Source organism: Synechococcus sp. A18-25c, assembly GCF_014280035.1.
In the GTDB taxonomy this organism is placed as follows: domain Bacteria; phylum Cyanobacteriota; class Cyanobacteriia; order PCC-6307; family Cyanobiaceae; genus Synechococcus_C.
Map to the genome: position 1 here is coordinate 1,365,207 of NZ_CP047957.1, position 22,301 is coordinate 1,387,507.

Annotated in this window: 19 protein-coding genes; 13 read left to right on the forward strand and 6 right to left on the reverse strand. The window is 58.4% G+C overall.

Annotation, left to right across the window (positions count from 1 at the left end; all coding sequences use genetic code 11):
* Positions 1-184 precede the first annotated feature (184 nt).
* Entirely contained in the window at positions 185-802 is a 618-nt protein-coding gene (locus SynA1825c_RS07645) for an N-acetylmuramoyl-L-alanine amidase (protein WP_370523133.1), read from the forward strand.
* Between the two features lie 189 nt (positions 803-991).
* On the opposite strand, the gene SynA1825c_RS07650 is transcribed toward SynA1825c_RS07645, so the two are convergent.
* Positions 992-1,687: a helicase DnaB gene (locus tag SynA1825c_RS07650; RefSeq protein WP_370523135.1), complete on the reverse strand. Its 696-nt coding sequence runs from the start codon at positions 1,685-1,687 to the stop codon at positions 992-994.
* 211 nt (positions 1,688-1,898) lie between these two features.
* On the opposite strand from SynA1825c_RS07650, the gene SynA1825c_RS07655 reads away from it, so the two are divergent.
* Positions 1,899-3,497: a glucose-6-phosphate isomerase gene (locus SynA1825c_RS07655; protein WP_186468773.1), complete on the forward strand. Its 1,599-nt coding sequence runs from the start codon at positions 1,899-1,901 to the stop codon at positions 3,495-3,497.
* Positions 3,498-3,511: 14 nt separating this feature from the next.
* On the opposite strand, the gene leuS is transcribed toward SynA1825c_RS07655, so the two are convergent.
* Positions 3,512-6,193, reverse strand: coding sequence for a leucine--tRNA ligase (gene leuS, locus SynA1825c_RS07660; RefSeq protein ID WP_370593733.1), 2,682 nt, complete (start codon positions 6,191-6,193; stop codon positions 3,512-3,514).
* 22 nt (positions 6,194-6,215) lie between these two features.
* Positions 6,216-6,476: a hypothetical protein gene (locus SynA1825c_RS07665; protein WP_370593734.1), complete on the reverse strand. Its 261-nt coding sequence runs from the start codon at positions 6,474-6,476 to the stop codon at positions 6,216-6,218.
* Positions 6,477-6,564: 88 nt separating this feature from the next.
* Between SynA1825c_RS07665 and dapF the strand changes: the two genes are divergently transcribed.
* Genes dapF through SynA1825c_RS07690 form a run of 5 tightly spaced genes read left to right on the forward strand, consistent with a single transcriptional unit; the run spans position 6,565 to position 11,428 of the window.
* Positions 6,565-7,662 (forward strand): diaminopimelate epimerase, encoded by a 1,098-nt coding sequence (gene dapF / locus SynA1825c_RS07670; RefSeq protein WP_186471094.1) that lies wholly within the window; start codon positions 6,565-6,567, stop codon positions 7,660-7,662.
* Entirely contained in the window at positions 7,649-8,830 is a 1,182-nt protein-coding gene (locus SynA1825c_RS07675) for a cysteine desulfurase family protein (RefSeq protein WP_186468776.1), read from the forward strand. Before dapF ends, SynA1825c_RS07675 begins: the two co-directional genes overlap by 14 nt.
* Before the next feature lie 47 nt (positions 8,831-8,877).
* Entirely contained in the window at positions 8,878-9,573 is a 696-nt protein-coding gene (locus SynA1825c_RS07680; RefSeq protein WP_186468777.1) for a DUF1995 family protein, read from the forward strand.
* Positions 9,574-9,617: 44 nt separating this feature from the next.
* Positions 9,618-10,133, forward strand: coding sequence for a DUF4330 domain-containing protein (locus SynA1825c_RS07685; RefSeq protein ID WP_186468778.1), 516 nt, complete (start codon positions 9,618-9,620; stop codon positions 10,131-10,133).
* Positions 10,130-11,428 carry a D-alanyl-D-alanine carboxypeptidase/D-alanyl-D-alanine-endopeptidase gene (locus tag SynA1825c_RS07690; protein ID WP_186468779.1) on the forward strand — a complete coding sequence of 433 codons (1,299 nt, stop codon included), beginning with the start codon at positions 10,130-10,132 and terminating at the stop codon, positions 11,426-11,428. Before SynA1825c_RS07685 ends, SynA1825c_RS07690 begins: the two co-directional genes overlap by 4 nt.
* Here the strand turns inward: SynA1825c_RS07690 and SynA1825c_RS07695 are convergent.
* The gene (locus tag SynA1825c_RS07695; RefSeq protein WP_186468780.1) at positions 11,373-12,302 is read right to left on the reverse strand and encodes a hypothetical protein; all 930 of its coding nucleotides are present in this window, start codon (positions 12,300-12,302) and stop codon (positions 11,373-11,375) included. The genes SynA1825c_RS07690 and SynA1825c_RS07695 overlap by 56 nt on opposite strands.
* The gene (coaD, locus tag SynA1825c_RS07700) at positions 12,299-12,796 is read right to left on the reverse strand and encodes a pantetheine-phosphate adenylyltransferase (protein WP_186468781.1); all 498 of its coding nucleotides are present in this window, start codon (positions 12,794-12,796) and stop codon (positions 12,299-12,301) included. The genes SynA1825c_RS07695 and coaD overlap by 4 nt, the downstream gene beginning before the upstream one ends.
* Positions 12,797-12,858: 62 nt before the next feature.
* On the opposite strand from coaD, the gene uvrC reads away from it, so the two are divergent.
* The 6 genes from uvrC to SynA1825c_RS07730 are packed head-to-tail and all read left to right on the forward strand — an operon-like array spanning position 12,859 to position 18,478.
* Complete coding sequence (uvrC, locus tag SynA1825c_RS07705; protein ID WP_186468782.1) at positions 12,859-14,820, forward strand: excinuclease ABC subunit UvrC; 1,962 nt, start codon at positions 12,859-12,861, stop codon at positions 14,818-14,820.
* Positions 14,817-15,116, forward strand: a complete 300-nt coding sequence (locus tag SynA1825c_RS07710) for a hypothetical protein (protein ID WP_186468783.1) — start codon at positions 14,817-14,819, stop codon at positions 15,114-15,116. The genes uvrC and SynA1825c_RS07710 overlap by 4 nt, the downstream gene beginning before the upstream one ends.
* Positions 15,117-15,118: 2 nt before the next feature.
* A complete protein-coding gene (locus tag SynA1825c_RS07715; protein WP_186468784.1) occupies positions 15,119-16,606 on the forward strand; it encodes a cryptochrome/photolyase family protein in 1,488 nt (495 codons plus the stop codon).
* 34 nt (positions 16,607-16,640) lie between these two features.
* Entirely contained in the window at positions 16,641-17,222 is a 582-nt protein-coding gene (gene hemJ, locus SynA1825c_RS07720) for a protoporphyrinogen oxidase HemJ (RefSeq protein ID WP_186468785.1), read from the forward strand.
* 8 nt (positions 17,223-17,230) lie between these two features.
* The gene (locus tag SynA1825c_RS07725) at positions 17,231-17,887 is read left to right on the forward strand and encodes a PHP domain-containing protein (protein WP_186468786.1); all 657 of its coding nucleotides are present in this window, start codon (positions 17,231-17,233) and stop codon (positions 17,885-17,887) included.
* 27 nt (positions 17,888-17,914) lie between these two features.
* Entirely contained in the window at positions 17,915-18,478 is a 564-nt protein-coding gene (locus tag SynA1825c_RS07730; RefSeq protein ID WP_186468787.1) for a hypothetical protein, read from the forward strand.
* A 7-nt stretch (positions 18,479-18,485) separates the two neighbouring features.
* Here SynA1825c_RS07730 and cobN read toward each other — a convergent pair whose 3' ends face one another.
* A complete protein-coding gene (cobN, locus tag SynA1825c_RS07735; RefSeq protein WP_186471095.1) occupies positions 18,486-22,289 on the reverse strand; it encodes a cobaltochelatase subunit CobN in 3,804 nt (1,267 codons plus the stop codon).
* Between the last annotated feature and the right edge of the window lie 12 nt (positions 22,290-22,301).

The following is a 22,301-nucleotide window of genomic DNA, read 5'->3' on the forward strand; positions in this document are numbered from 1 at the left end:
TGGCTTCACCCAGGACAAAACTAACGAGCCGCCCGCACCTCAACCCTCTTTCTTGGATCGCTTTGAGGAAATAGGTCGTGATCGACCACAATCCACACTCCTTCAGGGTGATGCACCCCAACCACCCCAAGCGTCGGCTTGGGTCTCCCCCTTAAAACGCCAATGTTCCAACATTGATGCGTCGGTGCAGCAGAGACTGCAATCGCAACGGAACCAGCTCGCTGAATTACGGACATCGGTTCCCGCAGATGACAGCAATTACGGTGATCGTTGGCGCAGCAATCCCTGGGGAGAGACGTTGAATCCGGTGCCAAGGGTTGTCGTTTTGCATGAAACCGTTTACTCCCTGGATTCAGCATTAAATACCTTCCTTACTCCTCATCCCTACGATGAAGATCAGGTGAGTTATCACACCCTGATTGGCCTTGATGGCTCAATCGTGGATGTGGTTGATCCGCTGAAGCGTGCCTACGGTGCCGGTTATTCAGCCTTTCATGGTGAATGGGCTGTGACCAATCCTGATTTTCAGGGATCGGTGAATAATTTTGCGCTGCATCTCAGCCTCGAGACACCTTGGGATGGTCAGGACAGTGCGGATCGCCACAGTGGCTATACGCCCCGTCAATATGACGCGTTGGCATTGGTGCTTGATAACTGGCTCGAGCGCTTTCAGTTCCCAGCTTCTGCCATTACCACCCATCGCCATGTGGATCTCGGTGGTGAACGGGGCGACCCACGCAGCTTTTCTTGGGATGAACTTCAGATCCGCCTTGCTGCACTGGGAAGGCTTTGTGATGGCTAATACGCGCTCCCTTGAAGGGGTCTAATGTTGTTCACTCTTTTGGATGGATCGCTCGCAAAAAATGAATTTTGATTCTTCATCAGCGTGTTGTAAAAGCCGTGCTGAAAATGGCTTCAAGTTATGATTAACCCCTTGGAAGATGAAAGCCAAGCCAATGATTTTAATTTAAGGCTAAATCGATTACGCCATTCAAATTAATAAAGGCTGTGCCGATTGCTCTGTTGAATACATAAGTCCATGCAGTGCCGGGTCCTGCATGTAGCGCAGGACTCGGGCTGGATAGTCGAGCTTGCCGTTGTGAAGATAAGCCAGGGTGGCAACGGCCTTGGCATCAACATAGGAGCGGCTGGCGATCAGGATTGAGCTGCGATCCAGACCCAGTTCACCTTTCAAACGGGACAGTTTTGCCGCCAACAGTTCCACATTGGCTGCGGGATCCATCAGCAGGTCACGGGCTTCAGCAATCTCTTGCGATGAAGGGTTCTCAGGCAAGCGGCCCTGATGCACCAATTCGCTGATGCCCAGCTGGGCTGGCCCGTGGGTGTCAACAAGACCCGAATGAACGACAAAAGGAAGATCCTCTCCGGGCTTGGAGTGTTGAATTTCGTCAAAGAGAATCGCCGTGATCAACATCGGGTTGATCTGATGACGATCTGCCTCGCGCCAAATCATCGGTTTGAGTGTGCGCAGCCGCGAGAGTGTGTTGGCGCGAAGCGGCTCTAGCTGGTCAACGCCACGGGTGAACAGCTGCGCCAATTGGGTCTGTGGGCCATGCACACCGAAGCGACGTTGCAGATGCTCCAGTTCCTCAGCGCTGAAATCCGCAGGATTTGGGGTGACCGCCCGAGAGCGTTGCCCATCAGTCCCAGTCGGATCAGCCGTCATTGGACTCTGCTGGAGCCCTAGACGGAGACCGACTGTCAAGACCACTGAGGTAATAGCCACCGCCGAGACGTTCTTCAGCACGTCTGGAGCAAACGATGAGCAGAAACCAAGCCGATGCGGTGCCATGGGCGGAGACTAGCCGTGGTGTCCTCGTTCATGGGCATTCCGTCAGATCCTGGATAACTTCACCGAAGTGAGTGCGCTCATCGAGATGCGTTTCCCGGATTTCAGCGCGACGGATACCCAGATTCAGTGGCAGCGCTTCTGTGATCTCCTCTGGTACCACGATGACCTTGGGCTGTGGCTGGACATCAGCCGCATGCATCTCAACAGCAGCGATCTCGAAGTCTTGGCACCGCCCTTGGAGAAGGCGTTTCAAGCCATGCAGGCCCTCGAAGCTGGGTCGATTGCCAATGCCGACGAGTCCAGGCAGGTCGGCCATTACTGGTTGAGACATCCTCAGTTGGCGCCGGATCCTGAGGTGGGGAAGCACATCGCTGCCGCCATCGATGACATTGAGGCGTTCGGCCAGGCGATCGTGTCCGGCGCGATCAAATCGCCCACGGGAGAGCCTTTCACAGATGTGCTTTGGATCGGGATCGGTGGCAGCGGTCTGGGTCCGTTGCTGATGATCCGAGCGCTTCAGGAGAACGGCTCAGGGCTGCCCTTCCACTTCTTCGACAACGTTGACCCCAATGGCATGAGCCGTGTGCTCGCTCAACTGGGTGATGCATTGCGCACCACTTTGGTGGTGACCGTGAGTAAGTCCGGGGGAACACCGGAACCGCATTTGGGGATGGAACAGGCCCGGCATCGGCTCGAAGCCGTCGGGGGCACTTGGGCCGCACAAGCCGTCGCCATCACGATGGCTGATAGCAAGCTCGATCAAAAGGCCAGTGAGGAACACTGGCTCAAGCGCTTCGACATGTTCGACTGGGTAGGGGGACGCACCAGTGTCACCAGCGCTGTTGGTCTTCTCCCTGGTGCCTTGATTGGATCCGACATCCGCAGCTTCCTTGCCGGAGCTGCACAGATGGACGAGGCCACCCGGGAGGTGGATGTCCGGCGTAATCCTGCGGCCCTGATGGCAGCGGCCTGGTACACCGCAGGGAATGGTCGTGGCACGCGCGACATGGTGGTGTTGCCCTACCGCGATCGTCTCGAGGTGTTCAGCCGGTATCTGCAGCAGCTGGTAATGGAATCGCTCGGCAAGCGTTTGGATCGAGATGGCACGGTCGTCCATCAAGGCATCGCTGTCTACGGGAACAAAGGATCTACTGATCAACATGCCTACGTTCAGCAACTGCGCGATGGCGTTGACAACTTTTTTGTCACCTTCATTGAGGTGCTTCGCGACAGCGAAGACATTCCGTTCATCAACGATGAGCTACCTGGTGATTTCCTTGACGGCTTTCTGCAGGGGACGCGTTCAGCTCTGACTGAAGGCGGGCGCCAGAGCCTCAGCATCAGCATGCGTGAGTTTGATGCCCGTCGTCTTGGTGCCTTGATCGCCCTCTTTGAACGCGCTGTTGGCCTCTATGGCGAGTTGGTGAACATCAACGCTTACCACCAGCCCGGCGTTGAGGCCGGAAAGAAGGCGGCCGCTGCGATTCTCACCCTGCAGGGCAAGGTCGAGGCGGTATTGAGTGATGGCGTTCCCAGATCCGTGGTGGAGATTCAACAGGCCATTGGCGAGGGCTCTGATGAATCGGTGTTCTGGATCCTGCGCCATCTCACGGGCAACAAGCGCGGTTACCAGGCACAAGGCCAATGGGACAGCCCCGCCTCCATCCGGTTCAGCAAGGGCTAATCACCGTCAGTGAATCAGGAGGGCACCAGATTCACCAACTTTCCAGGCACAACGATCACGCGTCTGGGAGGTTTTCCTTCCAACCAACGTTCGGCGACGTCACTGGCAAGGGCTAGACGCTCCAGTTCCGCTTTGTCGCATTCGGCCGGAACGCGAATGCTCCCGCGCACCTTCCCTTTCACCTGAATGACCAGTTCAACGCTGTCCTGCACCAAGGCTGCTGGGTCATGGGACGGCCAGGGTTGGCAATGAACACTTCCCTCACCGCCAAGGCGCGACCAGAACTCTTCAGCCAGATGCGGAGCAAAGGGTGCCAGCAAGCGCACGAGCGCTGAAAACGCTTCAACTTGAATGGGTCGTGATGCGTTCAGCACAGCCCCCGAAAGACTATTCGAGAGCTTCATTAGTTCGGAAATTGCGGTGTTGAACTGAAAATCACCGATTAAATCTTCACTGACCGCTTCGATCGCCAGGTGCACCGCACGTCTGATTTCCGCATCGGAATCGGACAGCGTCTCCGGCAGTGCTGGTGGATCTCCAGCCAGAAGAGGGGCCCGGGAGGCATCCGTCATGTTGGCAACCAGTCGCCACAAGCGCTGGAGAAAACGGAACTGCCCTTCGACATCGGCATCATCCCATTCCAGATCCTTTTCCGGAGGTGCTTTAAAGAGGATGAACATGCGTGCTGTGTCAGCGCCGTAGCGATCAATCACGGCTGCAGGATCCACGCCGTTGTGCTTCGACTTCGACATTTTTTCGAAGAGCACTTCGAGCTCCCCGCCATCGTCAGGGTCCGTCGGTTGAGCAGCGTCAGCCACCAAGGCTGGAGCCACGTAGCGGCCAGTTCTCGGGTTGCGGTAGGTCACCCCTTGCACCATGCCTTGGGTGAGCAGCCGTTCAAACGGTTCACGGGCCTCCAACAGACCGCGGTCCTTCAAGGCCTTCGTGAAGAAGCGGGAGTAGAGCAGGTGCAGGATGGCGTGTTCGATGCCGCCCACGTACTGCTGAACGGGCAACCAACGCTTCACGGCCTCTGAAGCGAAGGGCAGATCCCGATTGTGGGGATCCGTGAAGCGCAGGAAATACCAAGACGAACACATAAAAGTGTCCATGGTGTCGGTCTCACGCCGTGCTGGTTTGCCGCAGCTGGGACACGGCACCTGCACCCAGTCTTCCAGTGTGGCCAGTGGTGATCCACCCTTGCCTTGAAGGTCAATGTTCTTCGGCAAGGCGACCGGCAGCTGGTCGGATGGCACTGGGACGGCACCGCATTGATCGCAGTGAATGATCGGGATGGGGCATCCCCAGTAGCGCTGACGGGAGATCAACCAATCGCGCAGACGGTACTGGCGCTTTGCGCGTGCCCAGCCTTCGCTGTTGCCGTGGTCAGTAATCGACTGCCGGGCCTGATCGCTGGTCTGACCGTCGAAGCTGCCGCTGTTCACCAAAGTGCCTGGACCGGTCCAGGCCTCACCATCGTTGAGGTGCTCATCGGCACCATCCACCAGGATCACCCGTTGAACCGGCAGTTCATAAGTGCGGGCGAAGCGGAAGTCACGCTCGTCATGGGCCGGCACCCCCATCACGGCTCCTGTGCCATACCCGCCGAGAACATAATCAGCGATCCAAATCGGCACCTCTTGCCCATTGGCCGGATTGATCGCAACGGCTCCGGTCGTCACCCCGCGCTTGGGACGATCATCAGCCGTCCGTTCATCAGCGGTGAGGTCATTCACGAGGCCCCGGAACGCCTCCACAGCATCACGATGCTCGGAGGTGGTGACCACATCCACCAGGGGATGCTCTGGTGCTAGCACCACATAACTGACGCCAAAGAGCGTGTCAGCCCGGGTTGTGAACACGGTGATGCTGGTGTTTTCACGACCCACCACCTGAAAATCGACTTCCGCACCTTCCGAACGGCCGATCCAGTTCGCCTGCATCGTGCGAACCCGTTCCGGCCAGCCATCGAGAAGCCTCAGATCATCGAGCAGAGCATCGGCATACTCGGTGATCTTGAGGAACCACTGGCGCAGATTTTTTTGTTCCACCAGGGCCCCTGACCTCCAGGAGCGGCCTTCGGAATCCACCTGCTCGTTGGCCAGCACGGTCTGGTCAATAGGGTCCCAGTTGACCGTGGCTTCTTTCTGATAAGCAAGATCAGCCTCGTGCAGCTGCAGAAATAGCCACTGCGTCCAGCGGTAGTAGTCCTCATGGCAGGTGGCCTGCTCACGCGTCCAGTCGATCGATAGCCCCAATCGACCCAGTTGATCGCGCATCTGCTCGATGTTGCGATCCGTCCAAATTCCTGGATCAATCTTGCGTTCGATCGCCGCGTTTTCAGCCGGAAGTCCGAACGCATCCCATCCCATCGGATGAAGCACGGCGTCACCGCGCATGCGTTGAGTGCGTGCGATCACATCGGTGATCACATAGTTGCGCACATGCCCCATGTGCAAGCTTCCCGATGGATAGGGAAACATCGAGAGGGCATAAAACGCCTTCTGACCTGGCTTGGGGTCCTCTGTTGCGTAGAGGTTCTGATCACCCCAATTCCGTTGCCAGCGATCCTCTAGCGCCGCAGGCTCGTAGCGCTCGGACTGCCCCGAAGTGGTCTCGGGAGTGGTGGAAGTCTGAGGGGCCGTCACGTCTGGAAAACACCTGCGGCGATCGTGACACAGCTGGTGGCCACCCATGGGAGGCCGAGATCTGAAACGTTCAGATCAAAGGACGAATGGTGATCACGGCGTGGCGTGCAATCAGGATGGGATCGGTGCTCCCATCGCGCCGCAAAGCCAGGTATTGGGGGTCTTGCCAATCGAGTCGGCCGTCGAGGCGGCGACCATCCACAAGTTCAATGCTGAGCACGCGCTGTTCACGCATCCAGCTCTGAATCAGGCGGATGCCTGGAAGGCTTGGATCAAAGCCAGCTGCATCCATGACCGCTGGACGACTTAGATGTCTGCTGCAGTTCAGCAAGTGAAGAGGTCAGCGTCAATCAAACGCCGGCGGGCGGTTCGCTGCCAGAGCAACGCTTAAAATGACCCAAACACAGGCTCCAGAAGGGATGTTGGCGTTTAGTAAATATCAAGGACTGGGCAACGACTTCATCCTGATCGAAGGTCGTGGTGACCAGCTGCCTGCGGCTATCCACAGCCCCGATCCGGCCTGGGTGAGGCGGATTTGTGATCGCCGCTTTGGAATCGGAGCGGATGGACTGATCCTCGCGTTGCCGCCACAGGCATCAGGTGAATTGCGCATGCGCATCTTCAATGCCGATGGATCGGAAGCCGAAATGTGCGGCAACGGCATCCGTTGCTTGGCACGGTTTCTTGCGGACAGCGATGGAGATGCGGCAGGGCGGTGTTGGCCCATCGAAACACCTGCCGGAATGATTATTCCGGAACTCCAGCCAGATGGTCAGATCCGCGTTGACATGGGAGCCCCTTTCCTCGAACCCGCCTCAGTCCCTACCACCCTCAGAGCGAACGAGGCAGGGTTGCCTACGGGAGAACTGCAGGTGGGCGAGGTCAGCTTGCCGGTGGCCGCCGTGGGCATGGGCAATCCGCACGTGGTAGTTCCGGTCTCAGATCTGACGACCATTCCATTCGAAGAGTGGGGCACACACCTGGAAATCAATTCAGCATTTCCAGCCAAAACCAATGTGCATTTTCTGCAGGTGCACAGTCGTTCGCAGCTTGAGATCCGCGTCTGGGAACGCGGGGCTGGTCCCACACTCGCCTGTGGCACGGGAGCCTGCGCCACCCTTGTTGCAGCCGTGCTTCTCGGCCTCAGCGACCGTCAGGCCACAGTGGCTCTTCCCGGCGGACCCCTGGAGATCAGCTGGGCTGAGACGACGGCGTCGGTGTTCATGACCGGTCCCGCCGACGCTGTCTTCGACGGCGTGATCAATCCCGAGTTGATGCCGGCAGCACAGACTGGCTCCAACGGTTCACTGGAGAGCCAGCAAGGTTCAAGGCTCGTTGAAACGAAATCTGCCGAGTCGACCACCAACCCTGTCGATGATGACTGCACTGAAGCGGAGGCCCAGGCCAGAGTTCAGGCTTTCCTTGAATCAACGTCGCTTGATTCGATGATCAACATCGCTACCGAATCTCTGGAGCAACGCACCCTTTCGCGGTTCCAGCGCGATGGCCAAGCCTGAGACCAAGCGCTTTTATCTCGATGCCTGTGCCACGGCACCGCTTCGACCAGGGGTGTTTGACCGCATGGCCGAGATTCAGGCTCACGCCTGGGCCAATCCATCCAGCCTGCATCAGGACGGCATCGCAGCGGCCGACGCCCTTGAGCGTGCCCGCTTTCAGATCGCCCGTGGATTCGCTGCATCGCCCGATGAGCTTGTGTTTACCTCCAGCGCAACGGAATCGGTGCATCTTGCTCTCCATGGACTGGCAGGAACCCAGGCCACGGGTCGACTCCTGATTTCCGCCGTCGAACACCCAGCTGTCGTCGGTGCAGCACAGCAACTGATTGCTCAGGGCTGGGACGTTCAGGAATGGCCGGTGGATCGTTACGGGCGAATCCGTTTGGACCTGTTGGATGAACTTCTCGCTCCTCCAACTCGTTTGGTGTCGTTGATCTGGGGACAAAGCGAGGTCGGAACGTTGCAACCCTTGCTGAAGGTCGCTGAAGCTTGCCGCGCGCGAGCGATTCCTTTGCACACCGATGCCACTCAGGTTGTCAGTCAGGGGATCCCCCGCTGGTGCGACCTGCCCGTTGATTTGCTCACCGCTTCATCGCATAAATGCGGCGGACCTCGTGGCATCGGTCTGCTGTTGGTCCGACCGGAATGGCGCGCTGCGATGACGCCACAGTTATTGGGTGGAGATCAGGAGGGAGGCCTACGCAGCGGCACACAGTCAGCCGTGCTGGCCGCTGGCATGGCCACCGCCATGGAGCAGATCGAGCGGGTTGATCCATCGGCCATTGCCTGTTCTGGTGATGGCATTGCCCAGTTGCGTGATGCCATCCGTGAACGACTTGCTGCTGATCACCGTCTGGAGATCTGCGGAGACCCTGAAGAACGTCTTCCGAACCATCTATCGCTTTTGGTTCGTGACGATCAGAGCCTTCCGATCTCCGCACGGCATCTGGTGCGTTGCCTGGATCATGTGGGCCTGGCAGTGAGCAGTGGCAGCGCTTGTTCGTCGGGCAAGGACAGCGACAGTGCTGTCTTGACCGCCATGGGGGTTCCCGAGGCCTTGAGGCGCTCAGGGCTTCGCATCAGCCTTGGACACTGGATTCGTGCGGAAGATCTGGAGCCGATTCTTGATCGTTTCCAGGCCGGTCTGGACATCGCATTAAACAGCTGACAAGAAGAGGGTTCTACGCTCCGCCCCATTCACACCGCTAAGCCCCCGTGAGCGCAGTTCTTCCCGCTGATCTCTTCGAAGCTGAACAGCGCACGCTGGTCGCGCTCCAGGAAGCTCTGGCATCGAAACGACGGGGGCGATGGCAAATCACCTGGAAGTTTGAGGGACTGCGTCTGCTCGGCCCTGCCTTGCGTTTGGCGACCGCTTTAAAGGAAAGCGGTCGCAGTCTTCTATTGGCATGGCCCGATGCCGGTGCTGCTGCACTGGCAAAACGGGATGGACCTGAGCTGGCCGAATGCTGTGTGGATCTCATGCAGCTCCAACGCGATCCAGCCTGGGCCCAGCGTGGGGATCTCCTCCTGATCGCCAGTGCACAGCCAAGTGATTACGACACGGTTGAAGCGATCTGCAACCAGTGGATGGAGCCGGTCGTGTTGCTCAACGGACGGCTTGAAGATGCCGCGGTCGGCATTGGCAGCGTGGCCCGCACCAGGCGACGTGGATTTCTATCCACCTGGCAATCGGCCTTTCATCTCGAGCCTTTTCTGCAGGGGGCGCTGATGCAGGAGCGCTTGAAGGAATGGGAGCTTTTTCGGCTGGATCCCGCGGGTTATCGCTGGGTGCAGCAGTTTGAAGCGCGACCTGATCAGGAGCAGATCGATGACGCACTCTCTTCATCAGCCGATGGCTTGCGCCAGACATTGGGTGCGATGGATCGCTTTATTGACGATCTTCGTGGTTGATCCACAGCCACATCACTTTTAGTGTTGCCAGAAAGTTACTGGTTATGACTCTTCAAGATCGCCTGCGATCGCTGTCAGTTGTCGATACGGCAGCGGTTCTTGTGGTGATCGCCGCCGTAGGTGGCGTGTTGTGGAGTCCCAAACTCAGCAATACGGTGGCCAAGGCCACTGGGGCGCTCAAGCTCGTTGAGGTCATGGTGGATGTGCGCAATATCAGCGCTGCTGATCCGGACGGTTTGGTGCGTGAGGCGCTGGATGCAGGGAGAACCACCCTGGTGATCAGAAACCAACCGGCAGGCTCCGCCGAATTGGTGCGTGTTGATGACATCCGAACGCGCCTGACAGCGGTTCAACCCGATGGCCGTGTGGTCATCGCTGACGACCCCAACAAAGACATCAACGGGATGCTCAATGCGCGCTTCGTCCTCAAGGGCGATGCCATGGTGTCGCCGTCGGGGGTGGTGATGGCTGGGACCAAGCTCAAAGTGGGCATTCCGGTGGAGTTGGAAGGTCGCACCTACCGAGTGAATGGAACGGTCAGTGGGGTGACGATTCCATGAAGACGCTCGGCTTTTCTCTAGCAATGCTGCTGCCGTTGGCGGCCCCAAGGGTTCGCGCTGATGTCTTGCCGCTGATCGCGCCGCCGCCGCCCGAGACCGAGCAACCGCTTCCAACCCTCCAACCGGGGAGATCCTGTCCTGAGCTTGCCAAGGCCATTCGTGCCGATGTGGGCGCTGAGGCCCGCGTATGGTCCGTCACGGTGCTCAATAGTGACGGCGACATTCTGGGTGATGTGAATGGTGCCGTGCCCAGGATTCCAGCTTCTAATCAGAAGTTGGTTAGCACCGCTTTTGCACTCGATCGTCTGGGCCCCGATTTCCGTCTCAAGACACGATTGATTCAGCGTCCTGACGGATCCCTCGAACTGAATGGGGAAGGTGATCCAGATCTCGGAATTGCTGGGTTGCAGCGCTTTGCGATGGCAGCTCTGCGTCAGGGCGGAGCCATGGGTGAATCCCTGCAGGACGTCAAGTTGATGGTCCGAGAGGAACCACGCAGCAACTGGTGGCCTGCGGATTGGCATCCGGCGGATCGTGGGTATGCCTATGGGGCTCCGATTACTCGTCTCGCCCTGACCAGCAATGCCGTCGGTGGAGCCGTCAGCGACCCCTACAACCGGCTCCAGGTTCTCTTCAGCAAGGAGGTTTCACGCCGTGGAGGCACGGTGAGCATTGAACGAGGTCAACCCATGGTGGAACCACTCCCCACGGATGACGACCACAGCGTGGTTCTTCATGAGGAAGCCTCCGCACCCATGCACGCGCTGCTCAGCCTGGCCAACACGGAAAGTCACAACTTCACCGCTGAGGTGCTGATGCGTCAGGCGTCTGGCCTCTGGGATGTGAATGCCGCGTCCAGAGCCACCGAACGTTGGATGCTTGAGCAGGGATTGCCTATCCAAGGGTTGCGGGTTGCTGATGGCAGTGGACTCTCACGCAACAACAGGGTGACCAGCCGCACTATTGCCGCTTTGTTGATGCGCATGGATCAACATCCCTTCGCGCCTTACTACCAGGCGTCGATGGCCATTGCAGGACAGCGAGGAACCCTACGGAATCTCTATCGCGGGACGGTCCTCGAGGGCAAGTTCCGCGGGAAAACCGGCACCATCAGTGGTGTCCGCAGCATCTCTGGATATCTTCAGACGCACGATGGACCGCGCTATGTGGCGATGATCTCCAATGGATCGGGCTACCCCAACACGGTGATGGGGCAGATTCTCCGTTCCGTGCAACGGTTCAGCCCGTGCCCTTCATCTGACGCAACCGTGATGCAGCCCGACGTGCCCGGCTGATCGGCACGGTTTTGCTGTCTTGAGACTCGGCTCTGCTGGACTCGGTTTGACCGGTCTGGATCTTGATGAGTTCCTGCCGTCCCGCCAACACCACCTGAGCCATCTCCTTCAGTCGCTGTTCGAGTTCCCCGAGGGTCTGTTCGGCGTAGCGGTTGGCACCCTCCTGAACGGTGGACGCTTCTTTTCGGCTGCGCTGAATCAGCAATTCACATTGCTGCTGCGTCTGATGACGGAACTGCAGAGCATCTTGTTGAAGACGCTCAGCCTCAGTCTGCGCTTCCCTCTGAATCCTCAAGCCTTCCTGACGGATTTGGTCGAGATCCTGAAGCGACTGCTGTCGGTTGCGCTCATGCTGTTCGCTCAGTTGACGCTTGAGTTCGATCGCCTCCTGATCGAGCTGTTGTCTGCGCTGAAGGGCTTCTTGCTCCAGTTGCTGTCGGCGTGTGGCGAATTGCTGTTCAAGTTGAGCCTGCTTGGTCTGCATCTCCTGCTCCATCTGCGCTGCTTGCTGACGGCTGCTCTGGAGCAGTTGCTCGCACTGCTGTCGAATCTGTTCACGCATCTCGGCGGCCTGGCGTTCCGCCTCCTGACGAATGGACGCCTGCGCGAGCAGTTGTTCACGCTGCTGCTGAGCCGAGTTGACAATCTCATCAGCCTGACTGCGGGCTGTAGCGATGAAGTCATCGCGTTTCTGCAGCAGTTGATCGGCGTCAGCCACCTGACCCGGCATCGCTTCACGGACGGCATCGAGAATCTCAATGGCGTCCTGCTCGTTCACGAGCCTCCCGCCACTGAAGGGAATGCGACTGCCCTCCAGCACGATCTCCTCGAGCTGATCGAGCTGGTCGATGACGGAGAAGCGGATCTCGCTCATCGCGACGGGGGATCGAAAGCCGAATTAAAGAACCTTCCGAGGTCCTCCGCCACCACCGGCGGCACCATGTGATCCACAGAGCCACCAAATCGAGCCACTTCTTTGACCACCGAACTGCTCAAAAAGCTGTAGTGGGCTGCAGTGCTGAGGAAAATTGTTTCGAATTCCGGGTCGAGAGATCGGTTGGTATGAGCAATTTGAAGTTCGTATTCGAAATCGCTCATGGCGCGAAGTCCGCGCAAAATGAGGCGTGCACGATGGCGTCGAGCGCATTCGACGGTCAGTCCGTCGAAACTGGTGACTGTCACATTGCCCAGATGGGCTGTTGAAACACGGATCTGGTGAAGGCGCTGATCCAACGGGAAGGTGGGTGATTTCCCGGGGTTCTGTAAGACGGCTACAACCAGTTCATCGACCAGGGAGGCACCCCGTTCAATCAAATCCAGATGCCCCAGCGTCAGCGGATCGAAGCTGCCTGGATAGAGCGCTTTCATCCCGAGTTCAGCAGGGCGTCCTGGCCGGATCCTATGCACCTCGGCATCTCTAGATTCTGGGCATGCAGTCCTCTTTGCTCGAGCAACCGGATCGCCTCGAACGACGCCTGAAGGAAATCCCGACAGAACCAGGTTGTTACCTGATGCGGGATGCCGAGGATCGTCTGCTGTACGTGGGCAAATCCAAAAGCTTGCGCAGCCGTGTCCGCAGCTATTTCCGAAGCCGACATGACCTGAGCCCGCGCATCCGGTTGATGGTGCGCCAGATCTGTGAAATCGAATTCATCGTTACAGACAGCGAGGCCGAAGCCCTCGCTTTGGAAGCCAATCTGATCAAGAACCAGCAGCCCCACTTCAATGTGCTGCTCAAGGACGACAAGAAATATCCCTATCTCTGCATCACCTGGAGTGAGGCCTACCCAAGGATCTTCATCACCCGTCGTCGCCGGTTTCGCAGTCCACTCGACCGCTTCTATGGACCCTATGTCGATGTGGGGCTGCTGCGACGCACCCTGTTTCTCGTGAAGCGGGTGTTTCCGCTCAGGCAGCGGCCCCGTCCACTCCACCAGGATCGCACGTGCCTGAACTACAACATCGGGCGTTGTCCAGGGGTCTGCCAGGAGAAAATTAGCTCCGAGGATTATCACCGCACCTTGCGCAAGGTGGCGATGGTGTTCCAGGGCCGCAGCGACGAACTGCAGACCCTGTTGCGTGAACAAATGGATCGCTACGCAGAGCGACTTGATTTCGAAGCCGCCGCAAAGGTGCGTGATCAGCTGCAGGGACTGGATCAACTCACCGCGGATCAGAAGATGAGCATCCCCGACTCATCGGTCAGTCGGGATGTCATCGCCATGGCTGCTGATGAGCGGCTCGCAGCCGTTCAGCTGTTTCAGATGCGTGCCGGCAAGCTTGTCGGCCGATTGGGATACATGGCCGATGCCTCTGGTCAGGAACCAGGCCTGATTCTCCAGAGGGTGATCGAAGAGCACTACAGCCAGGTGGATGCCGTGGAGATTCCACCGGAGTTGCTGGTGCAGCATCCACTCCAGCAACAGGACCTGCTCGAGGAGTGGCTGACCGAGCAACGAGAGCGCAAGGTGCAGATCCATTGCCCCAAGCAACGTCAGAAAGCGGATCTGATCGATCTGGTGCAGCGCAATGCCGATTACGAACTTCAGCGTGCCAAGCAGAGTCAGGAACAGCAGGCCCTGGCCACAGAGGATTTGGCACAACTGTTGGAGCTGCCCATACCTCCCCGTCGGATTGAGGGCTACGACATCAGTCACATTCAGGGCAGCGACGCAGTGGCGTCCCAAGTGGTCTTCATCGATGGGCTTCCTGCGAAGCAGCACTACCGCAAATACAAAATCCGCAGCAGCAGTATCCAAGCCGGACACAGCGATGACTTCATGGCCATGGCCGAGATCATGCGTCGTCGTTTCCGGCGTTGGGCCAGGGCCAAGGCTGACGGTGTTGATCTCGGTGCCCTTCGTCATCAGGGCGGCAGTGCCTTGCAGACCGATGGCCTGAACGACTGGCCTGATGTGGTGATGATCGACGGTGGCAAGGGGCAGCTATCAGCGGTGATGGAGGCCTTGCGGGAGCTCAACCTGCATGAGGACCTCAACGTGTGTTCTCTGGCGAAGCAACGCGAAGAGATCTTCATGCCAGGGGAAAGTCAGCCACTCGACAGCGAGCCGGATCAACTAGGTGTTGGTCTGCTTCGGCGCTTGCGCGATGAAGCGCATCGGTTCGCCGTGAGTTTTCACCGGCAGCAGCGTGGTGAGCGCATGAAACGTTCGCGTCTGTCGGACATCCCTGGCGTTGGTCCCAAGCGGGTCAAAGACCTGCTGGCCCACTTTCATTCCATCGATGCCATTCAACTGGCCACGGTTGAAACACTGGCTCAGGCTCCAGGGGTCGGCCTGGCCCTGGCAAGGGATATCCGCCGGTTCTTTCACCCCGATGAGGATCCAGAGCAGGATGGGGCCACTCACGACCCTGGAGCATCCCAGCCATGATGCGAGTCCTCATCCTGACCGCCCTTTTGTTTGGTCTGCTTACAGGACTGGTATCCCCCTTCCGTGTTGAGGCGTCTCCAGGTCTTTGCACCGGTCCTGTCTGTGCCGATGACATCACGCGCAGTGCCAAGAACCACTGGCAACTGGTGCTCAAACTGAATGATCAGCTTGGCCATCGCGAAAAGGTCGTGATGAATTGCAGAGCTGGCCAGCTCAGTCCAATGTCCGGTCCTGTGGACCGCGCTTACGCCACAGCCATTGGACGACGCGCCTGTCGACTGGCCGGTGAAGGCTGACGATGGAACTGACGCTGATCTTTCCCCATCAGCTGTTTGCTGATCATCCCTGTCTGAAATCCGGCCGGTCGGTGGCCCTGATCGAAGATCCGCTGTTCTTTGGCACTGATCCCCAATGGCCGATGCAGGTGCATCGCCAGCGTGTTTTGCTACACCGCGCATCGATGTCGGCCTACGCCGACACGTTGCGTGAGCGTGGTTACCACGTCGTTCAACGTCATCATCACCAGGCCAGCAACACAGAAGGGCACCTGCAGTCTTTGGTCGATCAAGGATTTCGCAGCTTTCACCTCGCTGATCCCATCGACGATCTTCTATCGAAACGACTGCGGAGTTTTGTTGCCTCCAATGCCTATGGCCTGGAGATCAGCGCAACACCAATGCTGCTGACGCCCGATGCCGTTGTTGAGGAGCACTTCAACAACGGGCGCAAGCCGTTCATGGCCAAGTTTTATGAGATGCAGCGTCGACGCCTTGGTGTGTTGATGGATGCCGAGGGCAATCCTGTCGGAGGGAAATGGAGCTTTGATGCTGACAATCGCAAGAAGCTGCCCAAGGGCATCGTGGTGCCACCAGAGCCGGACGTTGGCTCTGATTCACGCGTAGATCAGGCCCGCGAACAACTGGATGCTGAGCAGCTGCCGTTGATTGGTTCCTGGACGCATTTTGCGTACCCGCTTGATCATCACCAGGCCGATCGATGGTTGCAAACCTTTTTAGAGGCCAGGTTGAAGCAATTCGGGTCCTATGAGGATGCCATCAGTACCCAGCACCGGGTGATGTGGCACAGCGTGCTGACCCCCATGCTCAATATCGGTCTGCTGACACCGCAACAGGTTCTGGACCGAACCCTTGAACGGGCTTCAGAAGGTGACGTTCCTCTCAACTCGCTTGAGGGATTCATCCGCCAGATCATCGGTTGGAGAGAGTTCATGGCAGCGATGTACAAGCGCCATGGCGTCGTGATGCGCAATGGAAATTTCTGGGAGTTCGAAGACCGGCCCATTCCCCAGGCGTTCTACCAGGGAACCACGGGACTTCCTCCGATCGACGATGCCATCCGACATGCGCTCGAGACCGGCTACTGCCATCACATCGAACGGTTGATGCTGCTCGGCAATGTGATGTTGTTATGTGGCTTTCATCCGACCCGGGTCTACACCTGGTTCATGGAGTTGTTCGTGGATGCCTTCGACTGGGTGATGGTTCCCAATGTGTATGGCATGAGCCAGTTCGCTGACGCGGGTTTATTCACTACCAAGCCCTATTTGTCGGGATCCAACTATGTCCGCAAGATGTCGGACTATCGCAAGGGCGAGTGGTGCGATGTCTGGGATGGATTGTTTTGGAGTTTCATCAAGAGGCATGAGACCTTTTTCCGTGGTCAGTACCGCCTGGCGATGATGGCTCGCAACCTCGATCGCATGGCACCAGAGGTGCTTAACACTCATCAGCACCGTGCAGGGATGTTCCTTGAATCCCTGACTTGATGCCTGCCCAAGGTCCCCCACCTCAATCGCTCCGATGACGCTCTCTCCCGAGGCCTATCTCTGGTTTAAGACCCTTCACATCGTCGGTGTGGTCGTTTGGTTTGCAGGGTTGTTTTACCTCGTGAGGTTGTTCATCTACCACGTGGAAGCCGAAGAGCTGGCTCCTGAACTGCGCACGGCCTTTCAGCAGCAATACGGGCTCATGGAGAAGCGTCTCGCGAACATCATCACGACCCCAGGAATGGTGGTGGCGGTCTCCATGGCGATCGGACTGCTCATCGCTCAGCCCTCCTGGTTACAACAAGGTTGGATGCACGCCAAGCTTGCGTTTGTGGCTGCGCTTCTGGCTTATCACGTTTTCTGCTACCGGTTAATGGGCCAGCTGCAGTCAGGAACCTGCCAATGGAACGGCAAGCAGCTGCGTGCACTGAATGAACTTCCCACGCTGCTGTTGGTGATCGTGGTGATGCTGGTGGTGTTTAAGACCCAATTCCCCACTAGTGCTGCCACCTGGTTCATCGTGGGCTTGGTGGTGTTCATGGCAGCCTCAATTCAGTTCTATGCCCGCTGGCGTCGACTTCGTGCCGAAGCCGCTGCTGCCGAACCATCCAGCTGAACCAGCCCATGGTCCTGAATCGCCACCCACTGACCTCAGTTCTGGAAACCATCGGTCCGGAGAGCTGTCCAGGCGACTTGAATTTTCACTGCCATACGCTCTGCAGTGATGGCAGCCTCGAACCGTGCGATCTCATCCGCCAGGCCAGCGCCAATGGCCTTCAACACCTGGCGGTGACGGATCACCATTCGAGTGCGTCCTACGCGCCCATGCAGGACTGGCTTTCCAGACAGCAAGACCAGGAACTCCCTGTTCCCAAGCTATGGACGGGTATGGAGATCAGCGCGATCCTCCGTGGTTGCCTCGTGCATGTGTTGGCACTCGGATTCGAACACGGCCATCCAGCTCTGGCGGTCTACAACCGCGGTGATGCTGCGGTTGGAGAAGCACTGCGGGCAGACAGTGTTTGTGGCGCCATCCATGACGCCGGTGGATTGGCGATTCTTGCGCATCCAGCGCGCTATCGATTGGGTTTTTCAGAGCTGATTGATGCAGCGGCAGACCTTGGTTTTGATGGCGGTGAGGCTTGGTATGACTACGAGATGCAACCCCGCTGGAGCTGGTCTCCGGTGGTGTGCGAAGCCATCGACCAACGCTTGAAGAACCTTGGCCTTTTGCGTACGTGTGGCACCGACACCCACGGGGTTGACCTGGAAGGTCGCTAAGTTCGACAAACGTCCCTGACCGTGGGTATGGGTTTCCTCGATCGTCTGCTCAATTCCAAATCGGATCAAAACGAGCCATCGCGCGGCCCGAAGGCAGAGAAACCCAAGCCTGAAGCCTTTTTCCTCGACAGCGACAGCTCCTCATCCCTTGGGAATCGCGACTACATGCGCGAAGCCAAGACGATCCGTCGCACCTTCCCCGGCACTCTCGACAATCCCGGTGGCAAGGAGTTGGTCACTGAGGTGGATGCCATGGACCTCAAGGTTGATACACGCAGTGAGGGCCTCGGCGACGTCAAGGTCGTTCGCGAAGAGACCAGTGTCATCAAAGACGGGATTCCCAAACCCGTGAAGAAGACCTTTGCCGAGACGATGACCCAGGCCGAACTGGATCAGAAGCTCAAAGGAAGTGCGCTGACCCAGGCCGGTGTGAATACGCCTTCAGCGAAGGATGCAGCCCCCGTGGCACGCAAGGAAGAGTTGAAGCCCAAGGAAGAAGTCACGGCCTCATCCCCGGCCTCCAGCAGCAAGAGCACGGCAGCCGGATCGATCGATCCATTCCGGGCGATGGTGCGCGATCTCAACAACTGAATCTGCTCTAGCCGTTGAGGCCACCGGCTTCAACGGCACGTTCGGAATCGAGCAGCACCGTGCGGATTGCATCCAGTTGGGATGGATCTGCATCGCTCCAAAGCTGGCGTGTTGAGGCTTCAAGGCAGCGTTCCGCCATGTCCCGGAGCACCCATGGGTTGCAATTGAGCAGAAAGGCACGCACATCAGCATCGAGCAGCCAGCGCTCGGCGATCTGTTCGTAGCACCAATCGGGCACCACCCCTGTCGTGGCGTCATAAGCAAACAGATAATCCAGGCTTGCCCCCATCTCAAAAGCTCCCTTGTAACCGTGCTGTTTCATGCCCTCAATCCAGCGGGGATTAAGCAGGCGGCTGCGCACCACCTTGTCGATCTCTCGGTCCAATGCATGGATGCGTAAGCGTTCCCGACGGGAATGATCCGCAAACATCAAGCTGGGCGTTTTGCCGCTGACCTTGGACACAGCAGCCGACAGGCCTCCCTGAAACTGGTAGTAATCGTCAGAGTCGAGCAGATCATGCTCACGGTTGTCCTGGTTGTGGAGAACCACCTGGACGGACTTCAAAGCCGATTCCAAACCATCACGATCGCGATGAGCTGTGGCAGTGCCGTCGTAACGCCAGGCGCTCCAGGCCACGTAAGCCTCTCCCAAGTCGTCACGTCGCTCCCACTGACCGGAATCGATCAAGGCCTGGAGGCCTGCTCCATAGGAACCCGGCGCTGAACCGAATAACCGGGACTGAGGGCCACTGGCGCGGGTGAGTGCGGCTAAAGGGTTGTCTTGAGTGGTTTCATCCAGTGCAGCCACCATCTCCAGAGCGCGGTTGACCCAGCCCAGCAACTGGGGAAAGGCGTCGCGGAACAGGCCGGACATGCGCAAGGTCACATCCACGCGCGGACGACCAAGCAGCGAGACAGGAATCACTTCCAGATCCACCAGGCGTCGGGTCGGACCATCCCAGACCGGTCGGATGCCAAGCAGAGCGAACATCTGCGCGATGTCTTCCCCACCATTGCGCATGGTGGCGGTTCCCCAGACGGACAAAGCCAGGTGGCGAAGCGGTTCGCCTTCTTCCAGCTCATAGAGCTCCACCAGTTGCTCCGCGCTGCGCCGACCAAGATCCCAAGCCGCTTCCGTCGGAAGGCCTCGCAGGTCCACAGAGTAAAAATTGCGACCCGTCGGAAGCACATCGTCCCGCCCGCGGGTGGGTGCACCTGACGGACCAGCCGGCACGCGCTGACCGTGGGCAGCCGCTAGCAGTGCATCCCGCTCCCGTTGTGCACATGCTGTGAGACGAGGCCAGAGATCCGTCTTGATGAACTGCAGAGGGTCCGGTAGGGGACTCGATTCGAGTTGTTTGCGAAAACAGGGGAGCAGTGAGGTCGAATCCGCACCATTGGCGCTGTTCATGTCCTGCGTCAACACCAGCAGAAGTTCCGTGGCCTGCGCTTCAATCCACTCGACGGCATCGCTCAAACGACGCGGTGATTCACATCCGCAGCGCTGCAGGATGTGGCTGTCTTCCGGTTCGAGACGTGCTCCATCCTCGTCGCACCATGGATCACAGCGAAGACCAAGACATGTCGCCATCCATTGGGTAAGCCCAGGCCGATCCGGTGCCGGAGAACGTGCGATGGCCAGCAGCAATTCAGCCAGTTTTGAGGGTTCCGCCGGTTCGCCAAGACGATGCAGACCCGTGCGGATCTGAGCTTCTTTGAGTTCGCAGAGATACGTCTCTACCTGCTCAAGGAGCAATGGAATATCGGGTTGCTGGCCAGGTTCCGATCGTTGTTTGGCCAGCGATGGCCATCGCAGCTGCTCCAACAGCTCCACGAGCTGCACTTCGAGCCGTTCACAGCGTGTTGCACCCAGCTGACGCGCTTCGATGTACTCATCGAGCAGAGATTCCAGCGACAGCAAATCCCCGTGCAGTCCCGCACGACCCAAGGGTGGTGTGAGGTGGTCAATGATCACCGCCTGACCACGTCGCTTGGCCTGAGAGCCCTCGCCGGGATCGTTGACGATAAAGGGGTACACATTGGGGATGGTTCCTAAGGCCAAAGCAGGCGCACAGGCTGAACTCAAACCAATGGATTTGCCAGGCAGCCACTCAGCACTGCCGTGCTTACCAACGTGCACCATCAACTGGCACCGGTGCTTCTGGCGAAGCCAGAGGTACTGCGCCAGGTAGCGATGGGGTGGTGGAAGATCCGGCGAATGCAGATCACTGAGCTGATCTGGGTCGTAGCCCCGACTGGGCTGTACCAACACCACCACGTGCCCGAAAGTCACCCCATGGATTGCAAATCCTTCTCGTTCCAGGTCTTCAGCTGATTCCGGATCACCCCAACGGGTCTGGATCGGTGCTCTTGCGGCTTCGGGCAACGCGTTCCACCAGGCCATGTAATCCCTCAACGGCAAATGGGTTAAGGGAGGCCTGTGATCACTTTCAGGATCATTGGTCCGCCCGGCAAGCACGCTTGCCATCAGCGCATCTGAACTCTCTGGAAGCGAGTGCTGACCAAGGTCGAAACCGGCGCTCTTGAGCCAGCGCAGAATGTTCAGACAACTCGCTGGAGTGTCCAAGCCGACGCCATTGGCCAGACGTCCATTGCGCAGGGGGTAATTGGCCAGCACCAACCCCAGTCGACGCTCTTGAACGGGAGTGGACCGGAGCTCACACCAACTACTAACGTGGTCGGCAATCCAGGCCAAGCCATCTGAATCTGGCTCCAGCCGTTTCACTGCTGTGCACAGGTGTGGATCAGCATGGTCCACTTCACGAAAAGCACCGATGCGGGTGGTTACCCGACCATCGAGCTCGGGAAGGACCACCTGGAGGGATAAATCAACCGGATCAAGTCCTTGGAATGAGTTGATCCAGCGATCGCGTGGTCGCCCTGAACTGAGCATCTGCAAGACCGGTCGATCCAGCTGATCCCAAAGCGGAGCGCCGAATCCAGCTTCAGAAAACTGAACCGATGCGAAGGATGTGGCCGTGATCACCACCTCAACCGTCTGCTGTTGATAAAGCCGCTGCACTGCCTCTTGAACAGCGGCATCACGAAGGCTGCTAACCCAGAGCGCTCGTGGTGCCAGACCGCGCTGGCGCAGTGTGGAGAGCAGGGCTTCGCACCACTGGACATCAGCAGATTGCCGATGGGCCCTGTAAAAAAGAACACCAACGCGGGCCCCAGGTTCTGAGCGCCAGTCGAACGGATCAGGATCCGGTGACGCGATCACTTGGAGGTCCGGTCCGTCCGTTGCAGAAGAATCAGTGGCAGAGCCCTCAGCTGCAGTGGAAGCAGCTGACAGCGAGCTAAGGATCCACTCAACTCCCAGCAGCCAGCTGCGCAAATTCTCCGCACCACCCTCACGCAAGAGTGCTGCCATGGAATGGGCAAGGCGCAGGGACACACTGCCGAGCGGATGCAGATCCCGTTCCTGGTCGTTGGTGCCAGACAGCACCAGCAACTGGCGGTTGGGGGCTGCCTGCTGCCAGAGACGACACTGCTCCAGTCCGTAGGACCAGTGCCCTCGACCACCCAGGAGTCGCACCACGATGAGCTGAGTGACTTGGGTGCACTCCGACAGGTAGTGATCAATTTGTGCGGGATGTATGAGGGCATCCAGGGGCAAGGCTCGGATGGCATCCACCCAGCGATCGTCGCTGGCGTCATCCAGAACCTTCGCCAGAGCGGAGATGTCGGAACTAGCGCTCGTGAGAAACATCACCGCAGCGCTCGGCTGTTCGACATAGGCCATCGGCCCGTCGGTGTCGGCTCCTGGGAGGCTGCTAAGGCGATGCATCACTCCATTCTC